Origin of the sequence: Pseudomonas sp. IT-347P (assembly GCF_949768005.1) — a bacterium.
Classification (GTDB): Bacteria; Pseudomonadota; Gammaproteobacteria; order Pseudomonadales; family Pseudomonadaceae; genus Aquipseudomonas.
In genome coordinates this window covers 616,394-642,064 of record NZ_CATKPQ010000011.1, presented here as the reverse complement: position 1 = coordinate 642,064, position 25,671 = coordinate 616,394, and the positions used below count along the sequence as shown (strand labels likewise).

Annotated in this window: 18 protein-coding genes; 8 read left to right on the top strand and 10 right to left on the bottom strand. The window is 60.1% G+C overall.

Annotation, left to right across the window (positions count from 1 at the left end):
* Positions 1-206: 206 nt before the first annotated feature.
* Positions 207-6,617, bottom strand: a complete 6,411-nt coding sequence (locus ACM6IV_RS06920) for an amino acid adenylation domain-containing protein (RefSeq protein ID WP_414869288.1) — start codon at positions 6,615-6,617, stop codon at positions 207-209.
* A gap of 488 nt (positions 6,618-7,105) precedes the next feature.
* Here ACM6IV_RS06920 and ACM6IV_RS06915 point away from each other — a divergent pair, with 488 nt between their 5' ends.
* From ACM6IV_RS06915 to ACM6IV_RS06900, 4 genes are all read left to right on the top strand, one after another.
* Positions 7,106-7,900, top strand: a complete 795-nt coding sequence (locus tag ACM6IV_RS06915; protein ID WP_414869287.1) for a helix-turn-helix transcriptional regulator — start codon at positions 7,106-7,108, stop codon at positions 7,898-7,900.
* A 33-nt stretch (positions 7,901-7,933) separates the two neighbouring features.
* Complete coding sequence (locus ACM6IV_RS06910; RefSeq protein WP_414869286.1) at positions 7,934-9,328, top strand: efflux transporter outer membrane subunit; 1,395 nt, start codon at positions 7,934-7,936, stop codon at positions 9,326-9,328.
* A 156-nt stretch (positions 9,329-9,484) separates the two neighbouring features.
* Positions 9,485-10,090, top strand: a complete 606-nt coding sequence (locus ACM6IV_RS06905; RefSeq protein WP_007915980.1) for an SCO family protein — start codon at positions 9,485-9,487, stop codon at positions 10,088-10,090.
* Positions 10,090-10,569 (top strand): copper chaperone PCu(A)C, encoded by a 480-nt coding sequence (locus tag ACM6IV_RS06900; protein ID WP_414869285.1) that lies wholly within the window; start codon positions 10,090-10,092, stop codon positions 10,567-10,569. The genes ACM6IV_RS06905 and ACM6IV_RS06900 overlap by 1 nt, the downstream gene beginning before the upstream one ends.
* A 77-nt stretch (positions 10,570-10,646) precedes the next feature.
* Here ACM6IV_RS06900 and ACM6IV_RS06895 read toward each other — a convergent pair whose 3' ends face one another.
* Positions 10,647-11,102, bottom strand: a complete 456-nt coding sequence (locus ACM6IV_RS06895; RefSeq protein WP_414869284.1) for a hypothetical protein — start codon at positions 11,100-11,102, stop codon at positions 10,647-10,649.
* Positions 11,103-11,358: 256 nt separating this feature from the next.
* Here ACM6IV_RS06895 and ACM6IV_RS06890 point away from each other — a divergent pair, with 256 nt between their 5' ends.
* Both ACM6IV_RS06890 and ACM6IV_RS06885 read left to right on the top strand, forming a co-directional pair.
* Entirely contained in the window at positions 11,359-11,733 is a 375-nt protein-coding gene (locus tag ACM6IV_RS06890) for a hypothetical protein (protein WP_414869283.1), read from the top strand.
* A complete protein-coding gene (locus ACM6IV_RS06885; protein ID WP_101159038.1) occupies positions 11,730-11,927 on the top strand; it encodes a helix-turn-helix transcriptional regulator in 198 nt (65 codons plus the stop codon). Before ACM6IV_RS06890 ends, ACM6IV_RS06885 begins: the two co-directional genes overlap by 4 nt.
* A gap of 36 nt (positions 11,928-11,963) precedes the next feature.
* Here ACM6IV_RS06885 and ACM6IV_RS06880 read toward each other — a convergent pair whose 3' ends face one another.
* Entirely contained in the window at positions 11,964-12,980 is a 1,017-nt protein-coding gene (locus tag ACM6IV_RS06880) for an ABC transporter substrate-binding protein (protein ID WP_414869282.1), read from the bottom strand.
* Positions 12,981-13,389: 409 nt separating this feature from the next.
* Here ACM6IV_RS06880 and ACM6IV_RS06875 point away from each other — a divergent pair, with 409 nt between their 5' ends.
* Positions 13,390-15,597 carry an LTA synthase family protein gene (locus tag ACM6IV_RS06875; RefSeq protein ID WP_414869281.1) on the top strand — a complete coding sequence of 736 codons (2,208 nt, stop codon included), beginning with the start codon at positions 13,390-13,392 and terminating at the stop codon, positions 15,595-15,597.
* A gap of 94 nt (positions 15,598-15,691) precedes the next feature.
* On the opposite strand, the gene ACM6IV_RS06870 is transcribed toward ACM6IV_RS06875, so the two are convergent.
* On the bottom strand, positions 15,692-16,105 hold the full coding sequence (locus ACM6IV_RS06870; protein WP_414869280.1) for a hypothetical protein: 414 nt from the start codon (positions 16,103-16,105) through the stop codon (positions 15,692-15,694).
* A gap of 286 nt (positions 16,106-16,391) precedes the next feature.
* Between ACM6IV_RS06870 and katG the strand changes: the two genes are divergently transcribed.
* Entirely contained in the window at positions 16,392-18,665 is a 2,274-nt protein-coding gene (gene katG, locus ACM6IV_RS06865) for a catalase/peroxidase HPI (protein ID WP_414869279.1), read from the top strand.
* A gap of 485 nt (positions 18,666-19,150) precedes the next feature.
* On the opposite strand, the gene pepN is transcribed toward katG, so the two are convergent.
* The 6 genes from pepN to ACM6IV_RS06835 are packed head-to-tail and all read right to left on the bottom strand — an operon-like array spanning position 19,151 to position 25,668.
* Entirely contained in the window at positions 19,151-21,808 is a 2,658-nt protein-coding gene (pepN, locus tag ACM6IV_RS06860) for an aminopeptidase N (protein WP_414869278.1), read from the bottom strand.
* A 10-nt stretch (positions 21,809-21,818) separates the two neighbouring features.
* Positions 21,819-22,649: a DUF2797 domain-containing protein gene (locus tag ACM6IV_RS06855; protein ID WP_414869277.1), complete on the bottom strand. Its 831-nt coding sequence runs from the start codon at positions 22,647-22,649 to the stop codon at positions 21,819-21,821.
* Complete coding sequence (locus tag ACM6IV_RS06850) at positions 22,646-22,906, bottom strand: YeaC family protein (protein ID WP_007919229.1); 261 nt, start codon at positions 22,904-22,906, stop codon at positions 22,646-22,648. The genes ACM6IV_RS06855 and ACM6IV_RS06850 overlap by 4 nt, the downstream gene beginning before the upstream one ends.
* A gap of 34 nt (positions 22,907-22,940) precedes the next feature.
* Positions 22,941-23,810 (bottom strand): rhomboid family intramembrane serine protease, encoded by an 870-nt coding sequence (locus ACM6IV_RS06845; RefSeq protein WP_414869276.1) that lies wholly within the window; start codon positions 23,808-23,810, stop codon positions 22,941-22,943.
* Positions 23,807-24,778 (bottom strand): metallophosphoesterase, encoded by a 972-nt coding sequence (locus tag ACM6IV_RS06840; RefSeq protein WP_414869275.1) that lies wholly within the window; start codon positions 24,776-24,778, stop codon positions 23,807-23,809. The genes ACM6IV_RS06845 and ACM6IV_RS06840 overlap by 4 nt, the downstream gene beginning before the upstream one ends.
* A complete protein-coding gene (locus tag ACM6IV_RS06835; protein WP_414869274.1) occupies positions 24,778-25,668 on the bottom strand; it encodes an NAD(+) kinase in 891 nt (296 codons plus the stop codon). The genes ACM6IV_RS06840 and ACM6IV_RS06835 overlap by 1 nt, the downstream gene beginning before the upstream one ends.
* Between the last annotated feature and the right edge of the window lie 3 nt (positions 25,669-25,671).

Below are 25,671 nucleotides of genomic sequence, written 5' to 3'. Positions count from 1 at the left end.
TGCATGTGGCGCGCAGCCTGGAAAAACTAAAACATCGGGGCGTGGGTGTCTGACATGGGAAGCGGGGACAAGCCATCGGCGTGAGCACCGCAAGCCCCCTGTGGGAGCGAGCCTGCTCGCGAAAGCGGTGGGTCAGTCGACATCATCATTGACTGAACCAACGCCTTCGCGAGCAGGCTCGCTCCCACAGGGTTTGTGTCCGAGGATCAGAGCCGGCGTTTGCGGTTGAGGCTCGGGATGGTGGTCTGGGCGATCTCGACCTGCTTCGCTTGCCGCGAAGTCTGTGCGGCCAGCGCGGCCAGCGTCGGCTGGCTGAACAGCGTGCGCGCGTCGACATGCAGGCCGGCCAGACGCATGCGCGCCACCAGACTGACCGCCAGCAATGAATGCCCGCCCAGTTCGAAGAAGTTGTCGTGCCGCCCGACCTGCTCGACCTTGAGCACCTGCGCCCAGATCTGCGCCAAGGCCGTTTCCACGTCGCCTTCGGGCGCCGCATAAGGACGACTGAGCAGCGCCTCCGTCCCCGGCTCCGGCAATGCCTTGCGGTCAATCTTGTCGTTGGGCGTCAAGGGCAACGCCGCCAGCATCACGTAGGCGCCAGGCACCATAAATTCCGGCAACCGTGCCAACACATGCGCACGCAACGCGTCCAGCGCGGGCGCCGTCTGCCCGGCACGCACGCTGTAATACGCCACCAGTCGCTCATCGCGCACCAGCACCACCGCCTCGCGGATGGCCGGGTGTTCCAGCAGGCGCGCTTCAATCTCGCCCAGTTCAAGGCGCACCCCACGCAGCTTGACCTGAAAGTCATTGCGCCCGAGGAATTCGAGGTTGCCATCGGCGCCGTAACGCACCAGATCGCCAGTGCGATACAAACGATCACCGGCCACGAACGGACTGTCGATAAAGCGCTCGGCCTGCAATTGCGGCAGCCCCAGATACCCGCGCGCCACACCCACTCCGCCAATGTGCAAATGCCCACTGACGCCAAACGGCACTGGCTGATCAAAGGCATCGAGGACATACAGCCGCGTGTTACTCAAGGCCTTGCCGATCGGCACCAGTGTCTGCGGCACCGGCTCATCGGGCTCCAGGGTCCAGCCGCTGCTGTCGACCGTGGTTTCGGTCGGCCCGTAGACATTGTGCAGGCGCACCCACGGCAGGCGCTCGCGCACTTGCCGCGCCAGGGCGACGGTCAACTCGCCGCCCCCGTTGAGCACATCGGTGAGGCTGGTGCACTGGCTGACATCGTCCTGTTCGATGAACTGCTGCAACAACGCTGGCACAAACTTGACCACCGTGATGTTCTGCTCGCGGATCACTTGCGTCACATACGCCGAATCGCGATTGCCATCGGCCCGCGCCAGGACCAGGCGCATGCCCGAGCACAGCGGCCAGAAGATCTCCCACACCGAACTGTCGAAACTGTACGGTGCCTTTTGCAGCAACGCTCCGTGCTCGCTGGGCGGCGCCAGTTGCGAACCCCAATGCACCATGTTGCAGGCGCTGCGGTGCTCGATCATCACGCCTTTCGGCGTGCCGGTGGAGCCGGAGGTGTAGATCATGTAGGCCAGATTCGTCGCGCCAAGCCCCGGCACCTGCGGATTGTCGTGCGGCTGGTCCTGCCATGCACCGAGGTCGAGATCGATCACCGGCACGCCGGGTTCGCCGAGCAGATCACGCGTTGCAGCATGCACCAGCAATGCGACCGGTGCGCTGTCCTGCAACATGTAGTTCAGCCGTTGCAGCGGATAATCCGGATCGAGCGGCACATAAGCACCGCCAGCCTTGAGAATGCCCAGCAGCCCGATCACCAGTTCAGGCCCGCGTTCGACGCAGATCGCGACCCGCGAATCAGGTTGTACGCCAAGCCCGCGCAGATGATGGGCCAAGCGGTTGGCCTGCTCATTCAGCTCGCGATAACTCAGGCGCTGCTCGGCAAACTGCACAGCGATGGCATTCGGTTTGCGCTGCACCTGTTGTTCGAACAGCGCTTGTAAAGGCTGATCCATCGGGCAGTCAACGTCGGTGGCATTGAACTCGATCAACAGCTGTTGCAGCTCTTGTTGCGGAACCAGCGGAAGGCGATTCAACGGCTGCTTCGGCGCGTTCTCCAGTGCCTCGACCAAACCGTTCAGCGCTGATTGCACATAGGTGCAAATCCGTTGCGCGCCGATGCTCGACAAGGTTCTGGTGGTCAGACGCAAACCCGTGCCGAGGTCATCGACACTCAGCGTAAACGGGTAATTGGTCCGCTCCTCGCTGGCCAGGGTCTCGATGCCCTGCCAGGTTTGCCGGGACGTTGTTTGCTCGACATCATCACTGTGCCGGTAGTTAAGCAAGGCGCTGAACAGCGGCGCCGGCGCAGCAACACCGCTGCAACGCTGGGCCAGCGCCAACGAAGCATGTTCATGGGCAAGCAACGCGGTCAGGCGGGCGTGGGTGGATTTCACCGCTGCACGCGCGCCTTCGCCGACATCGACCCGCAGCGGCAAGGTGTTGATGAACACCCCCAGTGCCCGGTCGGCACCCGCGCCGCCCTGCATGCGCCCCATCAGCACGGTACCGAATACGACACTTTGCTGCGCGGAGGTCGCCGCCAGCACTTGCGCCCAGGCGAGGTGGATCAGGCTGGCGATGCTGACCCCGGCCAGACGCGCCTGCCGTTGCAGGCGCTGGTAGAGATCACTCGCCAGTGTCTGCCCGGCTTCTTCGATGTTGCGGCCGTCGCCCTGCACATTCTGCAAACCGAATGGCAGTGTCGGCTCGTCGATATCGCCGAGCATCTGCCGGAAGAACGCTTCATGCTCCTGCTCACTGACGCCCAGTCGCGTTTGCGCCACATAGTTACGGTACGGCACCGGTGCTGCCAGCGGTTTGCCGTGCCCGGACAGGCTGGCGTGGATTTCTTCGCGCATCGCCTCCAGCGCAACGTGATCCATGGCCAAATGATGAAACAGCAAAATGCCGACGACCCGGTTATGCGCCGGATCACGGGCATACATCAGGCACAGCAGCGGTGCCTGACTGACGTCCAGACGATAGCGCCGTGCATCGTAGCGCGCGTGCAATTGATCGAGGATCGCGCCGTGGGCCGGATCCAGTTCGACCTCATGCACCGGCAAAACCGCCTCACGCCAAACTACTTGAACCGGTGACGTCAGGCCCTCCCAGACCACCGCCGTACGCAGAATGTCGTGCCGCGCGATGACCTGGCGCAGCGCAGCGGCGAAGGCTTCGACCCGTTCGAGGCTGTCGAACGCCAGCAGCGACTGCAGTAGATAAGGATCGCCCTGCGCGGCGGTGATGTGGTGGTAGAGAATGCCTTCCTGCAGCGGCGCCAAGGGGTAGATGTCCTGCACATTGGCGGCACCGCCGGGCACTGTCGCAACGATGCGATTGATCATCGCCTGATCCAGTTGCACCAGTGGCAACAGGTCAGGCGTGATGTGCGTGCAATCGGCGGGAATGCGGTTGGCAGGCACCTCGACTTCGCGGCCGCTACCCTCCGCCGCCGCCAACGCGGCCAGCGTCGGTTGGCTGAACAGCACGCGAACATCGCTGCTCATGCCGATCTGGCGCATGCGTTCGATCAGGCTCACGGCCAATAAAGAATGGCCGCCCAGTTCAAAGAAATGGTCGTGACGCCCCACCCGTTCAACCTGCAAGACCTCGGCCCAGATCTGCGCCAAAGCGATTTCGACGTCACCGTGTGGCGCCTCGTATTGACGACGGATCAATGCTTCCGGCCCCGGCGCCGGCAGCGCCTGGCGATCAAGCTTGCCGTTGGCGGTCAGCGGCAACGTCGCCAGACGGATGTAGGCCGCCGGCAGCATGGCGGCCGGCAAGCGCGATGTCAGGTGCGTGTGCAGTTGCAGGATGTCCAGCGTTTCACGTTCGGTAAACCAGGCCAACAATTGGCCGTCGCGCACCAGCACCACGGCTTCCCGCACCGCGTCATGGCTGGCGAGTGCCGCTTCGATTTCACCCGGTTCTACGCGCACGCCACGGACTTTGACCTGATCATCATTGCGCCCGATGTACTCAAGGTTGCCGTCGCCGCGCCAACGGGCAAGGTCGCCGGTGCGGTACATGCGCGCACCAGATTGCACACTGAACGGATCGTCGAGGAAGCGTTCGGCGGTCAGCTCCGGACGATTCAGATAACCCCGGGCCACCCCGGCGCCGCCGACATACAACTCACCGATGATGCCAATCGGCACCGGGCGCTGCTGATCATCGAGCAGGTAAGCCGTGGCATTGCTCACGGGTTTACCGATGTGCAACGGCTGCCCCGGGGTGATCAGCCCCGAGGTGGCGACTACCGTGGCTTCGGTCGGGCCATAGTTGTTGACCACCGCAAAAGACTGCGCACGGTTGAACTGGCGCAGGCGATCGCCGCCGATCAGCAAGGTGCGCAAGGTCGGGTGATCGAGTTGTTGGCTGAAGGCGTATTCGGCGATCGGCGTCGGCAGAAAGCTGACGTCCAGCGGCTGCGCCCGCCACCAGGCGAGCAGCGCATCGATGTCTTCGCTGCCTTCGCTTGCAGGCGCACAATGCACCGTTGCCCCGGCACACAACGCCGGCCAGACCTCCCACGCCATTGCGTCGAAACCGAACCCGGCAAGGCTCGACGTGTGCTGCCCGGGGCCTAGTCCGAACGTTGCACAGTGCCAGTCGATCAGATTGCCCAGCGTGCGGTGCTCGACCATCACGCCTTTGGGCAACCCGGTCGAGCCAGAGGTGTAAATCACGTAGGCGAGGTTGCTCGTGTTCAACCCCGGCACCTCGGGATCGGACACGTTGCCGAGCGACCACTCGCGACGATCAAGCTCGATCACCGGTAGCGTTGTGGCGGGCAGACGATCACGCAGACCGCTTTGCGTCAGCAGCGCTACCGGCGCGCTGTCGTCGAGCAGATAACTCAGGCGCTCGGGCGGATGCGCCGGGTCAATCGGCACATAAGCAGCGCCAGCCTTGAGAATCGCCAGCAGCCCGACCAGCGTGTCCAGACTCCGACGGGCAACGATCGCCACCCGATCGTCAGGCCGCACACCGAGACCCAGCAGATGATGAGCCAGCGCATTGGCTTGGCGGTTCAGCGCGGCATAGCTCAGGGTTTGCCCCTGATGCGTCGCGACCACAGCGTCCGGCTGTTCGGCTACCCGGGATTCGAAACGTTGATGAATCAAATGGCCTTGCGGAAAACTGACCCGGGTATCGTTCCACTCATTGAGCAGGGCCAGTTCTGCCTGGCTGTTGAGGTTGAAATCGGCGACCGTCAGCGCCGGACATTCCAGGCCTTGCTGCAGAATCAGCAGCAAGCGTTCGGTCAACGCCGCAATCTCGTCAGCGGTGAAATAGGCCGGCGAGTACACCAGATGCCACCAGGCCTTGTCGGTGTAACGGTTGCTGCGCAGGTGCATGGCCAGCGGCGTCGCCTCGTGCTGGTTGGAGACCTTGACCGAGTGCCCCGACGCCTCACCGTAACGGTAGTCATGGTCGTCCTGCTCGTAGGACACCGACAGCTCAAAGAGTTGCGCACGGTCTTCTCGCAACAGGCCCAGCGCGCGGTTCATTTCGCTCAGCGGGTAGCGTTGGTGGCGGAAATCCTGCTTCAGACTCGCGCCGATCGCCTTGATCAAGTCCGCAAATGACAACGCTCGGCCGAAGCCCATGCGCATTGCACTGACCTGGGTGAACAAGCCCAAAGTGTTTTTGAAGCGGGCACCGGAGCGATTGAGAATCGGCAAACCGACCACCCACTCGTCACGCTGGGCAGTGCGACTGAAATACACATGCAGCGCCGCCAGCAACACGTGGAAGGCCGAACCACCGAATTGTCGCGCGCAATCTTTCATGCGCTGGTGCAGCAGGGCTGGAAAAGCCTCGACGTGGATTCGACTTGGCGCCGCTTGCGCGTCGGGGGATTCGCGATGGCGGGGCGTCAACAACGGCTCGGGAAGGCTGCGGTACTTATCCAGCCAGTAGCGCTGATCGAGTTCGTAACGGGGTGACTGGTGGTAGCGTGCATCATCTTCGATGAAGCTGACATAGGACGGTGCCGCCGTAAGCAGGCGCTCGCCACGGCGCAACGCGCTGTAGATCTCGCCGACCGACTTGAACAGCAGCGCGAACCCCCAGCCATCAATGATCAAGTGATGGGCCTGAGCTGCCAGCCAGTGGCGATGGCTATCAAGGCGAATCAGGCTGAAGCGGAACAACGCTTGCCCGCTCAACACAAAGGCTTGCGCCATCTGCGCGTCGACCAGCTCCCGGGCCGCCGCCTGTGGATCGGGTTGGCCGCTGACATCATGCTGCGACATCACCACCGGCAGCGCCTGCGCAAACCCTTGCAACGGCAGCCCATCGTGACCAACGTCCGAGCGCAGAACAATGCGCAAGGCATCATTCGCTGCCACCAGAACTTCAAGCGCCGATTGCAGCAATGCCGGATCCAGCGGCCCGCTCAGTTCGACGTAACCGCCAATGTTGTACAGCGGCGAATCTCCCCGACTCAGTTGGTCCAGCCAGATATCCCGTTGGGCGGCCGTCAGCGCAAAAGTCTCGACAGGCACGGACACATCGTCCGCCACGTTGGCAGAAGTAGGCTGCATAAGATCCATCTCATGAAATTTTGCCGGTATTCAAGCATCGGCCCCGCCACCGGCATGACACCTGAAACCCGGACAACCACTCCGCCCGTACGCGCCTGTCTGATATTGCGGGAGCGTTTATCGCGGGCACTGTCTAAAAGCTCGGAGAGGAAATTCTGAAAAGTTTGTAGGAAAAAACCCACACGCCAGCGCCGCCTTTTGCCCGGGCGTTAATTGTCTGAAATCAGCAACCCGTGGATTTCCGGGGCCCTGGCGTGACTGAGCAGTCACTGATGCGTACTCAACTGTGTTCGAAGCCGTCAGAAGCCCGGCGCCAACATTCAGAAATGATGGCACTTTGTGTCCCTGTTTTCCCCTACAGACGTAGGACAAATCCATGGGCTTAAATTCCGCTCCAGATCGTGTTCAAGGATAAATGACGGCGTGGGCGGCTTTTGCATAAACGGAAGACGATTCAGTGAAGGTTCTGAACCAGGGATGACAAGGATATGAATCTGACCGGCAGTATTCGCAATATGGAAAACCCGCATTTCTACCGGCAACTGGGGGAGCTGATTGCAAGCACCGGCGATGATCACTTCGCCACGAACATGTTCCAGTTGGTCGACACCCTGGTGCCGGTCAACCGCATGGACCTGAGTGAGTGGACGCTGGATGAGCGACAGGCCAGTGTCGTCGACATCAAACCGTTGGGCAGTGCCGGTTTGACACAGACGTGTGCTTCGGCCAATCCGCTGGAGCGCCCCGACGATCATCCGCTGTTGCAGAAGATGATCGAGATGAACGACTCGCTGCTGATTCAATTGAAAGCCTCGCTTCTGCCCCGGCATCCACAGCACAGCGTGCATCAATGCAATCTGGTATCGCGCACCTCCAACCGTCGCTGTGTCATTTCCTTTTACCGACCCAGCACTCAGCGGGTGTTTTCCCTGCCCGAGCTGTCGTTTCTCAAGCGCCTGTCCGACACCCTGCTGCCGCTGATTGAACGTCACGCGCAGATCAGTCGGCAAATCCTCGCCCGACAACCGCGCCAGCCTTTGGCAGAACTGGATCAAGCACCGTTGGCGCAGGTGTTCGATGAGCGCCTGGCATTAAGCAACATCGCCCTGTCACTGCGCGAAAAAGAGGTTTGCCTGGGGTTGTTGACTGGCGGCACCGTGCCGCAAATGGCGGAAAAGCTGCGGGTCAAAAACAGTTCGATCGAGACGTACCTGAAACGCGCCACCGCCAAACTCGGCGTCAGTGGCCGCCATGGTCTGGCGAAATGGATGGCCGGGGCCTGAGCACAACGCTCTTCATATGCATGAGGCAGTTCGATGTTGAAGTTGCGACTTTCCCTGCTGTCCATGGCGATGCTGATGGGCGGTTGTTCATTGATCCCCGACTACCAACGCCCCGCTTCACCCAGCGCGGGGCAATATCCGACCGTTACGCAGGCAGCAACGGGCAGCGAGGACTGGCGCACGCTGTTCACTGATCCGGCGCTGCAACAACTGATTGAAAGCGCGCTGGTCAACAACCGCGACCTGCGCGTGGCGGCACTGAATGTCGAAGCTTTCCAGGCGCAATACCGCATTCAGCGCGCCGACCTGCTGCCGGCGGTGTCGGCCAATGCCAATGAATTACGCCAGCGCCTGCCACCGAGCGTGACCCAGGGCAAAGCACTGATCAATTCGACGTACTCGGTCAACCTCGGGATCAGCGCCTATGAGCTGGACTTCTTCGGCCGCGTGCGCAGCCTCAGCGAGCAAGCGCTGCAAACCTGGCTTGCGACTGAAGAAGCGCGGCGCAGTGCCGAGCTGAGTCTGGTGGCCAACGTCGCCAACGCCTACCTGACCTGGCGCGCCGATCAGGAGCTGCTGGAACTGACCCGCGACACCCTCGCCGCCGATGAACAGAGCCTGCACCTGACCACCCGCAACCGTGAGGCTGGCAAGTCGTCGGCGCTGGAGCAGGCGCAGGCGCGGACCAGCGTCGACAGCTCCCGGGCCAATCTCGCGCGCTATCAGCGTCAGGTCGCCCAGGATTTGAACAGCCTGACTTTGCTGGTCGGCGCGCCGGTGCCCGAGTCACTGCCCGCCCGTCCACTGGCCAGCGAGCTGGTCCGGCAACTGCCCGCCGGTTTGCCCTCGGATCTGCTGCAACGGCGCCCGGACATTTTGCAGGCCGAGTACAAACTCAAAGCCGCCAACGCCAATATCGGCGCGGCGCGGGCGGCGTTTTTCCCCAGTGTCAGCCTGACGGCGAATGCCGGCACGTCAAGTCGCGATCTGTCCGGGCTGTTCGGCGGCGGCTCGGGTGCCTGGACCTTTCAGCCGCAGATCAGCCTGCCGATTTTCAATGCCGGCAGTTTGCGCGCCAGTCTTGATTATTCGAAGTTGCAGAAGGATGTGGCGGTGGCCGAATACGAAAAATCGATTCAAACCGCGTTTCAGGAAGTTGCCGACGGCCTCGCCGCGCGCAGCACCTATGAGCAGCAATTGCAGGCGCAGCGCGATCTGGTCGCGGCCACGCAGACTTACTACAACCTGGCGCAGAACCGTTATCAGAATGGCGTCGACAGCAGCCTGACGTTCCTCGACGCGCAGCGTTCACTGTTCAATTCGCAGCAAGGTCTGATCACCGATCGCCTGGCGCAACTGGTCGCCGAGGTCAATCTGTACACCGCGCTGGGCGGCGGCTGGGGCGCCGATGGATCGCGTGTGCAGTAAGCCGTAGTCACTTTTTCTTACACCTTTTGTCGCGCGATCCTGTGCCGTGCGGCGATCCGTGGCCGGCGTCTGCCTTCAGTTTGGTATCATGCGCCGCTTTTACGGTTAACCCCCCGCCAGTCCTGCAGACTGACGGGCTGCAAAAGGCGGTATTAGATGACGGCTTTGTTGACTCGCCGCAAGGTGCTTGCGGGAATGGGCGTGCTCGGGCTAGGCCTGCTCGCCGGCTGCGACACCCGCGGCCAACTGTCGTACAAGTACGGCAAGGATCTGAGTAACAAGATCATGGGGCGCACCTTCAAACTGAAGAATACCGATGGCGAAACCATGACGCTGTCGAGCTTCCGCGGCATGATGCCGATGGTGTTCTTCGGCTTCACCCAATGCCCGGCAGTCTGCCCAACCACCCTCGCCCGCGCGGCGAAAATCAAGAAACTGATGGGCGCCGATGGCGATCGCTTGCAGGTGATCTTCATCACCCTCGACCCCGAGCGCGACACCCCGGAAATCCTCGACGCCTACATGAAAGCCTTCGACCCGACGTTCGTTGCGCTGTACGGCACGCTCGAGGAAACGGCAGCCACGGCCAAGGAATTCGACGTGTTCTACGAGAAAGTCCCGGCCGGCGACACGTACACCATCTCGCACACTGCCACCAGTTACGTTTACGACTCCAATGGCGGCCTGCGCCTGGGTCTGTCCACCTCGCTTTCGGCAGAACAATGCACGGAAGATTTGCTTACTGTTATGGAGGTTTGCTGATGCAACCTGTTCTGAACCAGATCAAACGCGCTGTCATCGGTCTTTCGCTGCTGGGCCTGGCGTTCCAGGCGTCCGCAGCGACCAAGGTCGATGACGCTTGGGTCCGTGCCACCGTGCCGACCCAGTCCGCCAGCGGTGCGTTCATGACCCTCACCGCCGACAGCGACAGCAAATTGCTCAGCGTTGCGACCCCCATGGCCAAAGATGTGCAGATTCACGAAATGTCGATGAAGAACGACGTGATGAGCATGGGCCCGGTGAAATCGGTCGACCTGCCGGCCGGCAAAGCAGTCAAGCTTGATCCGAACGGTTACCACGTGATGCTGATGGGCCTCACCGGCCAGTTGAAAGAAGGCGAAACAGTGCCGTTGACCCTGACCGTGGAAAACGCCAAGGGCGAGAAAGAAACCATCGAGGTGAAAGCACCGGTTCGCGCGCTGACCAACATGGAAGGTCACGATCACAGCAAAATGCACTGATCTGACTGAGCGGCAATAAAAGGGGCGGCCTGATCGATGATCAGGCCGCCCCTTTTCTGTTTCTGATGTGCGCCGAATTAACGCTTGCGGGCCAATGCGTTGCGCACGCTTTCCCGTGACATCCCTGAGCTGGAACGGGTCACGGGTTCAACGACGGTCGCCTTGGCCAACTGTTCCTTGCGCTTCGTCACCTGACGCCAGTGGTAAGCGAAATATCCGCCTGCCACTACAATCCCCAGCCAACCGAACACCGAACTCACGAAGAACCACAGCGCCAGTGTGATCCACACGGTTTTCGAGTTGAACAACTTCAAACTGCCGTCGGCAGGCACCGGTTCGACCGGCGTCTGTGGCGCCTCCGGTACTTTTTGCATCCCCTGCAGATCAAAGCGCAGCGCGAAGTCCGCCCCGGGCACAGGCACCTCGATCTGATTGCCTTCAGCTCGATGCACACGAACTTCGCCATCGACGAGCGATACGGAGCTGAAACTGATCTGGGTGTCACAGCGAATCTCACCGTTGACCAGGGTCACGACCGTTCGTTGTGAGTCAGTGGGAGTGTCGCGCATGTCGATTCCTTGAGCGTTCCACGTCGGACGACGTGCGAAGGGAAAATCCGTTGGAGGCGAATGCTACTGAGTGGCTACTACGCTGTCCAGAAAGCGTGAACCCGGCTGCAAGTTATCCGGCTCGAACATGTTTGAAGCAACCAGCCTGATGGAAAGTGTGCTTTACATCGGAAACAACATCAGCAAACATGTAAAGGGTCTTTTACATAGGAAGTGAAGAATGAGCCGGTACCACCTCGAATTGGGCGCAGCCTTAATCCTCTACATGCTGGTGCTGACAGCATCATTGATTGCCTCGCAATACCTGATGGACGCGCACCTCGTGCTGCGCTCGGCCGTCGCACTGACGCCGATCATTCCGGCAGGACTGATGTGTTGGGCCATCGTGCGGAACATGCGGCGCATGGACGAAATGCATCTGCGCATCCAGTTCGAAGCGCTGGGTTTTGCCTTCGCCGCCTCGGCATTGTTGACCTTCAGCTACGGTTTTCTGGAAAACGTCGGCGCCCCGCATATTCCGTGGACGTGTGTGTGGCCGGTGATGGGGCTGATGTGGATTGTCGGCCTGCACATTGCGCGACGCCGCTACCAATGAAAAACCGCCTCAAGGAATTGCGCGCCGAGCGCAAGTGGTCCCAGGTTGATCTGGCGGAACGCCTGAACGTGTCACGCCAGACGATCAACGCTATCGAAAACGAACGCTACGACCCGAGCCTGCCATTGGCCTTTCAGATTGCCCGGGCGTTCGAGCTGCCGATTGAGAGCATTTTTGATGATGGCGAATCTTGAATGGAAAAAGGGGCAACACACGTTGCCCCTGTTCGATCAACTCCCCGCACCACCATGGGCCTCTTCAAAGAAGTAATCCTTCCAGCTGTCGGCCTTGTTCTTCAGCACGCCCAGTTCCTGCAATTTCTCGGCGTAGATGAACGTACGCTGCGGCACCACAGTGAAATCAATTTCCGGGTCTTTGACGATTTGCTCCACTAGCGCCAGCGGCAACTTCGACTGCTCTACGCGCATGTACGCCTGAGCCGCCGCCGGTTTGTCAGCCTTGATGATCTTCTCGGCTTCGGCCAGCGCGTCATAGAAGGCCTTGTAGGTCTTCGGGTTATCGTCGTGGAATTTTTCCGTGGTGTAGAGCACGTTGAACGTCGCCTGACCGCCGAGCACGTCATAGGAACTCAGCACTTTGTGCACATTGGGATTCTGTAGGGCCTGGTACTGGAATGGCGGACTGGAGAAGTGCGAGTTGATTTCCGAGCCGCCGGCAATCAGCGCTGCCGTCGCATCGGGGTGCGGCAGGCTGACTGAGATGTCGTCGAATTTCTTGTACTGCGCGTCACCGAACTCTTTGGCGGTCTCGATCTGCAAGGTGCGCGACTGGAAACCCACGCCGGCGGCAGGCACGGCAATCCGGTCCTTGTCGGTGAAGTCCTTGAGCGTTTTGATGTTCGGGTTATTGGTCAGCAGATAGTTGGGCATCGAACCCAGTGCGGCGATGGCTTTGACGTTCTGTTTGCCCTTGGTGCGATCCCACACGGTGAGCATCGGCGGCACGCCAGCGGAAACCACGTCAAGCGAGCCGGTGAGCAACGCTTCGTTCATCGCCGTGGCGCCGGAGATGCTGTTCCAGTCGACCTTGATGTCGAGGCCCTGCGCCTTGCCGTGCTTTTCGATGAGATTCTGATCGCGCACCACATCGAGAATCAGGTAACCGATGCCGAATTGCTGGGCGATGCTGATCTTGCCTTCAGCCTGAGCGCCGGTGCTGAACAACGCGCTCGCGGCCAGGGATGCGGCCATCAGAGTCAGTGCGGAACGTTTGAACGGTGTGGCCATGACAACCTCGCAGCATGGGGTGGTGTGCTGAAAGGCCTGACTTTATCGCTATAAAAAACATAAATTAAATATCTTTATCGCATATCGATAGCACGGGTTGTTGGCCGAAAGGAAGCTGCAAGCTTTAGGTTCCGAGGTTTGGAGACAAGATCAAAGGATCGCAGCGGTCAGCCACTCTTACAGCAGGTCTCAGTGAGGACTCGGCTGTTTAAACAGCCTGAAACAATATAGCCGCTGGCGACAACATCCCCCGATTACCCTGTGACCCAAGAGCCGATCAGGGCTGCAGACCTTCTGCGGCCCGCGCACCAGCGCATCGGTTGCGCGTTTAAAAGGGCGATCCGACAGTCCGCGCTTGGTATCATCGCGCACACTTTTATGACGATTTAATGGCTGGAAGGTCTTTTTTGTGAGCGCTCTTTTTAACCGGTTGCGGCAGCCGTATGCCCGCCTCTTTTCCCTTATGGTTCTGGTGCTGGTGGTGCCAGTGTGCCTGCGTGCGGCACTCGGTTGGTCGACGCCGCTGGGTTACTTGTCGGACCTGGCGATCGGCAGCCTGCTGGTGCTGTTATTGCATCGTCGGGCGTGGTGGCTGGCCTTGCCGGTGCTGCTGTTCTGGGGATTGCTGGCGGTGGCGACCGCGGAACTGGTCAGCGCCGTCGGGCGTCTGCCGACGCCTTCGGATATCCATTACCTGATCGATCCGCAGTTCGTCGAGAACTCCTCCGGTGGCGGGTTGGCGCACCCGGCATTGGGCATCACCTTGCTGCTGGCCCTGTCGATCTGGTTGCTGACCCAGTTCGCCGGTCGCGGCATACCGCGTCCGCCCCTGCCCCGCGCGGCCTGGAGCGCACCGCTGGTGTTGTTCGCCGCACACTGGGGTGCGCAAAATCTGTGGCCGAGCGAAGCGGATCCGTGGCGCCAGTACAACCTGCCGCACCAATTGCTGGCCAGCGAAGTCGCCGATCTGCAGATTGAGGCCGAGGAATGGCTGGACGGCGATGTCGAAGAACCCGCGCCGGCCATGGCCGGACTTACCGATGTAGATCTCAACGGACAGAAACTGCTCGCCGCGCCGGGACAAGCGCGCAACGTACTGATCATCGCTCTCGAAGGCATTCCCGGTGCTTACCTGCGCGCCAACCGCGAAGCCATCGGCAGCCACTATCAGGAAGACTTGATGCCGAATCTGAGCCGCTGGGCCGAGCGCGGCATGAACACCCCGGATTACGTGCTGCATACGCACCAGACCATTCGCGGTCTGTACGCGATGCTCTGCGGCGATTACGACAAACTCAACAACGGCACGCCCAAGGGCGTGGAGATGCTCACCCTCAACGAGCGCAATCAGGCCTGCCTGCCGGCGCAACTGCGTGAACATGGCTTCAGCACGCACTATCTGCAAGGCGCCGGGCTACGCTTCATGGCCAAAGACAAGATCATGCCGCACATCGGTTTCGATGCGACCCATGGTCTGGAATGGTTCACCAACAGCAATTATCTGGAGTTCCCTTGGGGCAAGGATGACAGGGCGTTTTTCGAAGGCGCGCTGGACTACGTCGGCCAACTGAAAAAACACAAACAGCCGTGGATGCTGACGCTGCTGACCGTCGGCACCCATCAGCCCTACTCCGCGCCCGAGGACTACCTGGAGCGCTACGAAACGCCGAAACAGGCGGCCGTCGGTTATCTCGACGATGCGCTGGAGCAATTCCTCAGCGGTCTCGAACGCCAAGGTGTTCTGAAAGACACGCTGGTGGTGATCACTTCGGATGAATCCCACGGCATCGACGGTGTGCGCCTGGCGTCGTCGTGGGGTTTCAGTCTGATCCTGGCGCCGGAGCAGGAACAACTGCCACGGCTCAACAAAGGCGTGTATGGCCACGTCGATCTGAGCACGTCCATCCTCGACTATTTCGACCTGCCGGTGCCTTCCGCGCTGAGCGGCCGTTCGCTGTTTCGCGACTACGACAGCGGCCGCGAAATCATGTCCTTCACCAACGGCAAGCTGCGCTATCACAACGGTCAGGGAATCTTTTCCGAGTGCGACATGCCGCGCCGTTGCCGCTACTACGAAAGTGCCGGGTTCATCGCCGAAAGCGCCCTCTACAAAGGCAACTACAGCGGCCACCCGGCCCGGCAGATCGCCGCCCGGGCCAACGCTCTGGATTTGTCGCTGCTGCGCACGCCGCTCAATCATCGCTATCAGTTCGGCAGCACCAACATCATCCCGCTGCAGGCGCAGATCAACGATGACTGGGCCGACAACCTGATCGGCGCGCAATACCTGGAAATGCCCAAAGGCTCGCACACCCGCGTACGCCTGACCGTGCGCTCGGTCGATCCGCAGCAGGCGGCGTACATTCAGCTCAAGGCCAAGGAGTTTGAGCAGGACGTGCAGATTGGCCTACCGCAGGAGATGGTGGCAACCGCCGACCAGCCACTGGAAATGAACTTCAGCTTCGACAACCCGCAAGAGCGCAAAGCGTTTTCTTTCCATTTGCTGGGGTATGGATTGGGTGCGGTTGAAGTGACGGATTTCAGTGTGATTACCGAGTTGCCGGGGCAGGAGGATTTGCTGGATGAAGTGCCGGAGGATGAGAGGAGTACAAGCTAATCACGAATCCGGAAGTGTGTCGTACGCTTTGATTCACCATTACGAGCTTCTCATTTAATGGAAGGCAGGGTATTGATACACCCTGCCTGCATTTTCACTTATTCCATATATCGAAATCCCCCCTCACTTTGGTCGCTCCAGAGGTAAAATCAAATTTTCCGAAAACGCCGCCTTTCCCAGGCTTATATGAGAAGGTCACACTTCCCTCATCAACTTTATAATATGTATCTTTAATGTGAAACGCCCACTCCAAGGAATTATGATGAAGTAGAACAACATGATTAGGCTGGTTCTCAGGCAGATCATTCGGCAGAGAAAAAGCTACCCAATTCTGATCAAAGTTGTCGTCTAACTGCTGACTCCCGATTATCAACTCATGCGATTCCGCACGCAGGTAATCAACAGTTTTACTATCAAGAAATTGTTCACCATTCTCCATATAACCACGAAGATGCCCACTGGTTTTTCCTTTATTACTTCCAACCAACGCCTTCCACTTTTGCAACATGGCAATTACTCCTTTTAAATCCATCAAGTCAAACTAACAATAACCTCATACTTCAGATAAAAAATTAAATCACTCACCCGATTTTCACCACTGTAATAAATGACAGTTCTTTAGAACCATTAGCGATAACAAACAAAAAACCGGCAAAGAAATGGTTGATAGGTAAAAGAGTTTCGCTATCACTCTCCAATACTCGACCTATTAGCCGACTCGCCAACTCGGGTCTAGCCTTACTAGTCCGAAGTCGGCACGAGCCGGCCGTAGACGACCTGATAGGGATCCGAACATGGCAAACGAATCGAAATGCCCGTTCAACCACGCCGCCGGTGGTGGTACGACGAACCGTGACTGGTGGCCGAATCAACTCAATCTGAAAATCCTGAGTCAGCACTCGCCCAAGTCCGATCCGTTGGGCAAGGACTTCGACTACGCCAAAGCCTTCAAGAGCCTGGACTTCCAGGCGTTGAAACAAGACCTCAATGCACTGATGACCGACTCCCAGGACTGGTGGCCGGCCGACTTTGGCCACTACGGCCCGCTCTTCGTGCGCATGGCCTGGCACAGCGCCGGGACCTATCGCACTGCTGATGGCCGTGGTGGCGCCGGTTCCGGCCAACAGCGTTTCGCCCCACTGAACAGCTGGCCGGATAACGTCAGCCTCGACAAGGCCCGGCGCCTGCTGTGGCCGATCAAGCAGAAATATGGCCGCAACATTTCCTGGGCTGACTTGATCGTGCTCACCGGCAATGTCGCGCTGGAATCCATGGGTTTCAAAACCTTCGGCTTCTCCGGTGGCCGTCCCGATGTGTGGGAGCCGGACGAAGACGTTTACTGGGGTTCAGAAACCGAGTGGCTCGGCGGCGATAACCGTTACGGCAAGAGCAACGGCCCGGTGCAGGAGCCCGGCGACGGCACGCTGGTGGCGGAGCCGGATCTGCATGGCCGCGAAGAAAGCCGCACCGACCAAGGCGAACGCAACCTGGAAAATCCCCTCGCTGCCGTGCAAATGGGCCTGATCTATGTGAATCCGGAGGGCCCTGAAGGCAATCCGGATCCGGTGGCCTCGGCCAAGGACATCCGCGAAACGTTCGGCCGCATGGCCATGAACGACGAGGAAACCGTGGCGTTGATCGCTGGCGGTCATGCCTTCGGTAAAACCCACGGTGCCGGGCCTGCGGACAATGTTGGCCCCGAGCCGGAAGCGGCGGGCCTCGAGCAACAAGGCCTGGGCTGGAAAAACGCCTTCGGCACCGGCAAAGGGGCCGACACCATCACCAGCGGCCTGGAGGTGACCTGGACCACCACGCCGACGCAGTGGAGCAACAACTACCTGGAAAACCTGTTCGGCTTCGAGTGGGAATTGACCAAGAGCCCCGCGGGCGCCAACCAGTGGCAACCGAAAAACGGCGCCGGTGCCGGCACCGTGCCCCACGCTCACGACCCGAACAAGAAGCTCTCGCCGACCATGCTGACGTCCGATCTGGCGCTGCGTTTCGATCCGGCGTATGAGCAGATTTCGCGTCGATTCCTGGCCAATCCCGATCAACTCGCCGATGCGTTTGCTCGCGCCTGGTACAAGCTGATCCATCGCGACATGGGTCCGCTCTCGCGCTATCTCGGCCCGGAATTGCCGCAAGAGGAATTGCTCTGGCAGGACCCACTGCCCGACGTGACGCATCCGCTGATTGATGACAGCGACGCAACGGCGCTGAAAAGCAAGGTGCTGGCTTCGGGGCTATCGGTATCGCAACTGGTCTCTACCGCCTGGGCGTCCGTGTCGACCTTCCGCGGCTCGGACAAGCGCGGCGGCGCCAATGGCGGACGCTTGCGGCTGGCCCCGCAGAAGTTCTGGCAGGCCAACCAGCCCGAGCAACTGGACAAGGTGCTGAGTACGCTGGAAGGCATTCAGACCGAGTTCAACAACAGCGCAGCCGGCGGCAAGAAAATCTCGCTGGCGGACCTGATCGTGTTGGCCGGTAATGCCGGGGTGGAAAAAGCAGCGCAAAACGCGGGGCAGTCGGTGTCGGTGCCGTTTTCGCCGGGCCGCGTCGATGCTTCGCAAGAACAAACCGATGTCGAATCGTTCGGTTTCCTTGAACCGATCGCCGATGGTTTCCGCAATTACAGCAAGGGCAAATACACCGTTGCAGCGGAAACCCTGCTGATCGACAAGGCGCAATTACTCACGCTCACCGCACCGGAAATGACGGTGCTGTTGGGTGGTTTGCGCGTGCTGAACACTAACGTCGGGCAGACGCGGCATGGCGTGTTCACCGATAAAACCGAAGCGCTGACCAACGACTTCTTCACCAACCTGCTGGACATGGGCGTGGAGTGGAAGCCAACTTCGAGGGATGCGGATGAGTTCGAGGGGCGCGACCGTAAAACCGGCAATGTGAAGTGGACGGCGACGCGGGTTGACCTGGTGTTTGGTTCCAATGCGCAGTTGAGGGCGCTGGCTGAGGTGTATGCCAGTTCGGATGCGAAGGAGCAGTTCGTCAGCGATTTCGTTGCGGCATGGACGAAGGTGACGAATCTGGATCGGTTTGATTTGAAGTAATTTTTCGGAAAATGAAAACGCCGCATGGGTTAATGCGGCGTTTTTTGTGCGTACGGCTTGGGAGTTGTGGTGATGTTTGAATCTTACCCCCTCACCCCAGCCCTCTCCCCCAGGGGGGCGAGGGGGAAAGGGAGCAGATCGGGGGCTTTTCAAAACCTGAGTTCGACTCCTGTTTTTCAGGTCGGTGTACTCAAGCATTCACCTCGATCAGTCCCCTCTCCCGCTATGAGAGAGGGAAAGGGAGCAAATCGGGGCTATTCAAAACCTGAGTTCGACTCCGGTCTTTCAGGTCGGTGTTACTCAAGCATTCACCTCGGTCAGTCCCCTCTCCCGCTATGAGAGAGGGAAAGGGAGCAGATTGGGGGCTATTCAAAACCTGAGTTCGACTCCTGTCTTTCAGGTCGGCGTATAGCGCAAAAACACCTCGGTCAGTCCCCTCTCCCACTGGGAGAGGGTTAGGGTGAGGGAAAGCGCCACCACAGATCTCAAGCCAGACTCTTGCTCACCACCTCATACACATCACTCGACAACTGCCCCGACGCCAGAATCCGCTCCAGCTCAGCCTTCATCAACGCCTGGCGCGCGACGTCGTATTTGCGCCAGCGGGTCAGCGGCGCCAGTTGGCGCGAAGCGATCTGCGGGTTGAAGCCATTCAGTTCGATCACCAGGTCCGCGAGGAAGCGATAACCCGAACCATCGGCGGCGTGGAAGTTGATCAGGTTCTGCCCGGCAAACGCACCAATCAGCGCACGCACCTTGTTCGGGTTCTTGATGTTGAACGCCGGGTGCTGCATCAACGCTTTCACCCGCTGCAGACCGCCCGGCAAGGTGCTGCCGGCCTGCACGCTGAACCACTGATCCATGACCAGCGGATTGTCCTTGAAGTGCTCGGCGAAACTGGCCAGCGCCAGGGCTTTCTGCTCTTCGAACGGCGAGTTGACCAACACCGCCAGCGCGGTCAGGCGCTCGGTCATGTTGTCGGCTGTTTCGAACTGCTCCAGCGCCGCCGCCAGTACTTCCGGCTTGCCGCTGAGCATCAGGTACGACAGCGCAATATTCTGCAGCGCGCGACGGGCGAAATGGTCGGCTTCGGCCACATACGGGGTTTTCTTCGACAGGTCACGGTTGGCCTGATAACGCAGCCACAGTGCCTCAAACAGACCTTCGGCCAGTTGCTGGCGGGCGAACTCACGGGCGATATGGATCGCGTCGACGTCAGCCACTTCGCTGATTTCGGTGAGATAAGCCTCACCCGGCAGCGAGAGCATTTCAGCGACCATCGCCTGATCCAGCGATTCGTCCGACAGCACGGTACGCAGTGCCGAGACCAGACGCGGATCAAGCTTCAGGCTCTCGCCCTTCTGCTGCTGGCCGATCAACTCTTGCAGGACCTGCACCGCCAGTTGCTGACCGGCATCCCAACGGTTGAAGCCGTCGCTGTCGTGCTGCATCAGGAACATCAATTGATCGCGGTTGTACGGGAAGCTCAGCTTCACCGGCGCCGAGAAGCCGCGCAGCAGCGATGGCAGCGGCTGTTCGGCGATGTCGACGAAGGTAAACGTCTGCTCGGCTTCGGTCACCGAGATCACGCGGGTGGTGCCTTGCGCCGCTGCCTCGCCGCTCAGACGCAGGGCAATCTCGTTGCCTTGGCTGTCCAGCAAGCCGAGTTCGACCGGAATCACGAACGGCAGTTTTTCAACTTTGTCCGGGGTTTCCGGGCAGCTCTGGCGGAAAGTCAGGCTGTAGGTTTTTGCGGCAGCGTCGTAAGACTCGCTCACCGCCAGACGCGGTGTGCCCGCCTGGCTGTACCAGCGCTTGAACTGGGTCAGGTCGACGCCGTTGGCATCTTCCATCGCCTTGATGAAATCGTCGCAGGTCACCGCTTGGCCGTCATGACGTTCGAAGTACAGATCGCTGCCCTTACGGAAGCCTTCGGCGCCGAGCAAGGTGTGGATCATGCCGACCACTTCCGAACCCTTCTCGTACACGGTCAGGGTGTAGAAGTTGGAAATTTCGATAAAGCTGTCCGGGCGCACCGCGTGGGCCATGGGACCTGCATCTTCGGCGAACTGGTGGGTCCGCAGGTACGCCACGTCCTGAATGCGCTTGACCGTGGCCGAGTTCATGTCGGCGGAGAAGCCGGAATCGCGGAACACGGTGAAGCCTTCTTTCAGCGACAGCTGGAACCAGTCGCGGCAGGTCACGCGGTTACCCGACCAGTTGTGGAAGTATTCGTGGGCGACGATTGCTTCGACCCGCTGGTGTGCGGCGTCGGTCGCGGTTTCGGCGCGGGCCAGTACGGCGCTGGAGTTGAAGATGTTGAGGCCCTTGTTCTCCATCGCGCCCATGTTGAAATCGTTGACGGCGACGATCATGAAAATGTCCAGGTCGTACTCGCGACCGTAAACCTCTTCGTCCCAGCGCATCGACTTCTTCAGGCTGTTCATCGCGTGCTGGCACTTGTCGATGTTTTCCGGCTCGACATAAATACGCAGCGCAACATTACGGTTGGTCATGGTGGTGAAGCTGTCTTCAACGCACCACAAATCACCGGCCACCAGCGCGAACAGGTACGCCGGTTTCATGAACGGGTCTTCCCAGGTTGCCCAGTGCCGGCCGTCTTCGCCCGGGCCAGAAGCAATCGGGTTGCCGTTGGAGAGCAGCACCGGATAGCTGTGCTGTTCGGCGACCACGGTGGTGGTGAACTTGCTCATCACATCCGGGCGGTCGAGGTAATAAGTGATCTTGCGGAAACCTTCGGCCTCGCACTGGGTGCAGAACATCGTGCCGGACTTGTACAGGCCTTCCAGCGCGGTGTTGGTTTCCGGGTGGATCCTGACGCTGGTATCGACCGTGAAGGTTGTGCTGGCCGGTTGCAGAGTCAGGTGGTTTTCGGTGAGCTGGTAATCGCCCTCGGAAAGTTCCTGGTCAGCCAGCGTCACCGACAGCAGCTCCAGCTGCTGGCCGTCGAGCACCAGTGGCGGCAGGCCCAGGCCACGCGCCGGGTTGCGGCGCATCACCAACTGCGCGTGCACCAGGCTGTGATCCTCGAACAACTCGAAGGTCAGGTGTGTTTCGTCGATCAGGTACTCGGGCGCCTGATAGTCCTTCAGGTAAATCATCTTCGGTTGTTCGGTGCGCATGCTGGCGTCCTTATTGATGCACGGCGAGCTGATAAGCCGTGTACTTGCGAATATTGATCACGCCGGTGTCGAAGATCAGGTACTGGCCCTTGATCCCCAACAACGTGCCTTCGGCAATCGGGTTCTTGTCCAGGTTGAAGCTGACGATTTTCGCCGGGTATTGCTCGACCGGGTAGCGAATTTCCAGCGGCTCGACATCGGCAATGGTCTGAATGGCCTGCAGGCCGAATCGCTCTTGCAGGCCTTGCAGCCCTTCAGCGCAACTTTCGAAGAGCTGGTCACGCACGTGTGCCAGATCCACCGCCGCCGCATCGCCCTTGAGCAACGCGCGCCAGTTGGTCTTGTCGGCGACCTGACTGCGGAACAGGTCCTCAACAAAGCCCGATTGCTGCCGTGTGGCAACGCGCATGATCGGCAACGCCTGACTGGCGCCCTGATCGAGCCAACGGGTCGGCAATTGCGTAGCACGGGTGATGCCAACCTTGATCCCCGACGAATTGGCCAGGTAAACCACATGGTCGGTCATGCAGAACTTCTCACCCCACTCAGGCTCGCGGCAGGTGCCGGCCTCATAGTGGCAGCGCTCCGGGCTCATGATGCACAGGTCGCACTGCGCCAGTTTGGTCATGCACGGGTAGCAGTAACCCTGACTGAAACTGGTTTTGGTCTTGCGCCCGCAATGGGTGCAGTGGATCGCCCCCAGATACTCCAGACGCACCGTGCTGCCGATCAACGGGTTGACCGGCACCTCGACGTCATCCAGACGAAACGCGTATTGCACGTTCGGCCCGTCCAGGCGCGCCGACATCTTGCTGATTGCACCGCGGCCAATCTCGATCAATGGATGGCATCCGACTTGAACAGGATGTTCGGCACTTCGATCGACTTCGATGCACATTCCTGCGGGCCCATGTAACCGGTGCGCTGGTCTTCAGGCAGGTTCTGGATTTCCCAGGCAATCATCGCCTGCAGCGACAGCTCGCGCTGTTCGGCGGTGAGTTTGCCACCGTCGGACCACTTGCCGATTTCCACGGCCAGTTTCAGGCTCTCGTAGATGTCCGGGGTGATGTTGTTGATCATGTCGTTAAAAGAGGACATCAGGGTCTCCGTGCTCTTTATCTGCAGAAAAATGTCAGGCCGCCAGTTTACGGCGGTTATACAAACCGCCCAACAAACCGGTGAAGCATCCGATGAGTAACCCGCCGACGTGGGCGGCGTTGGCGATTTCGCCGAAACCGATCATCGAGATCAGCCCCGACATGCACACCAGCAACCACACCAGCATCATCACCAGCACGCCACGCGGCAGGCGATAGGCCGGGTTCGGCGCCAGCAGCTGGAAGATCCAGCAATGCCCGAGCAAGCCGTAAAGTACGCCGGACAGGCCGCCAAACAAGGTCGGCCCGCTCCAGGCAAATTGCGCGTAGTTGGACACCAGGCTGAACAGCAGCGTCAGGCCGATCAGGTTGATGCTGCCCTGGCGCGACTCGATGCGCCGCCCCAGCTCCCAGTACCACATGCCGTTCATGGCCAGATGGAGGATGCCGAAGTGAATCAGCATCGGCGTGACCAGACGCCACCACTGCCCCGCCGCCAGACTGTCGGCCAGCGGCGTGAAGTGGATGTACTCGCCGATCACCTGAAAATCGAGAAAGGTCAGCCAGCGCAAGGTTTGCAGGTTCTCCCCGAGGTACGTCAATCCGCCGACGATCAGGCACAGCAACAGGATTAACCCGGTGGCCTTGGCGTATTTCAGCTGTTCGGCAAAACCCGGACGCCTGGAAGTCTGCGCCAGCGGGATGTCCAGGGTTTGCTCGGGATCGCCCGCCGGGAAGCGTTCGTACAGCGAGCGCACGTCTTCGCTGATTTCCGCCGGCGCCCACAACACTTGCTCGCCCGCCTCCTCGCTGACGCGATGCGGGACCTGCATGCGTTGCAGCAGCTTGACGAAACCGCTCAGGTCCACTGCCAACGGCAGTCGTAATACCGCCACCGCACTCATTGCAGCACCTCCGGCCGCTCGACATCGACCCAGACAAATTTATGCGGATCCAGACGGGTTTCCTGATCCAGACGATAGGCGACCAGTTTGCCGTAGAGCACCGCGCTGTAATCCAGGCACGCGAGGTTCGGGCGGATCGGCGCCGGTTTGCCGCTGCGCCAGTAATGGCCGACGAACAACAATGGTTCGTCGACGCCGTAGCGCAGCAGGTTGTTTTTTTCGCTGGACGTCAGCGGTTTCTGCGCCACCGGATCGGGCAGTGCATCGGGTTGAAAAACGATGTCGCCATAGGTTTTCGGATCGTCTTCCCAGAACTTGGTGCGGAAGAACGAACGCACCAGACCGTCGCCACTGGTCATGGTCAGGCCATCCGGCAGGCGCATGTCGGTGCCGCGCAGCAGACGGTCGAACACGGTGCAGGCGAAGCTGTCCGGCACGGCCGAGGCCTGCAGGAAGTGTTCATCGATGCAGCCATTGGGGAACAGCGCACGTAACGGTTCGATCAGGCCGGCATCCCAGCAGGCATGCACGACCCGGAAGCGTCCGGCGTCGACAAACAGCGGCAACTCATAGAACCAGCGCTGAAAATCACGCCAGTCGCCGGGATGGTCTTCGAACTGAGTCAGGGTTTCATGGAGCAGACGCGCATGGCGCGGGGTGTGTTCGCGCACGAACTGCTTGCCGCTGCCCGGCGGCGCCGGGGTGCTCCAGCCCAACGCGTTGAATTCGTGGTTACCCATGATGCACAAGGCCTGGCCGGCCTCGACCATGTCGTGAACGATGTGCAGCGCCTCGCGGATGCGCGGGCCACGGTCGATGATGTCGCCGACGAACACCGCCATGCGCGACGGATGCCGCCAGACCCCGCCCTGCTTGTGATAACCGAGACGGTCGAGCAAGTGTTCGAGGGTCAGGGCGCATCCGTGCACGTCACCAATCAGGTCATAACTGCGCGCGGGATCGAGCATCAGTCGCCTCCACCACCCAACTTGCTGCCCCAGCCGAGCTTGGTCCGGCAGACTTCGTAGTAGTTGTGGTCGAGCGGGTGAATCAGCCGCAGCTTCTGCGCTTTCTTGCTGACGGTGATGGTGTCGCCCGGTGCGCAGGTGAAGTGGTTCTGCCCGTCGCAGGAGACTTGCGGATAGATCTGCATGTTTTTCGACACGACGATTTTCAGCTCACTGTTGCCATCGACCACAATTGGCCGGCTCGACAACATATGGGGGTACATCGGCACGATCACAATGGCATCGAGCTTGGGATGCATGATCGGCCCGCCGGCGGACAGTGCGTACGCGGTGGAACCGGTCGGCGTCGCGACGATCAGGCCGTCAGCCTTCTGGCTGCAGACGAACTGACCGTCGATGTACAGCTCGAACTCGATCATCCGCGTCGATTTGCCCGGGTGCAGCACCACATCGTTGAGCGCATCGCCCTGGCCGATGGCTTCGGCATGCCGACGGACTTCGGCTTGCAGCAGGAAGCGGTTTTCCACCAGATAGTGGCCGTCCAGCACCTTGGCGACTTCGACTTCCAGATCATCGGGGCGAATGTCGGTGAGGAAGCCGAGGCTGCCGCGGTTGATACCGAGCACCGGAATATTGTGTTTGGCCAGTGCCCGGGCGGCGCCGAGCAGGCTGCCGTCACCGCCGACAACGATGACCATGTCGCAGACTTCGCCGAGCATCTTGCGCGATGAGGTTTGCAGGCCGTGGCCCGGCAGGACTTCGGCAATGGTGTCTTCGAGGATCACATGCAGATGCCGATCGAGCAGAAACCGTTTCAGTCGGCGGACGGTATCCAGCACCTGGGAACTGCCCAGGCGACCGATGATGCCGATATTACGAAATTGCTCCATGGG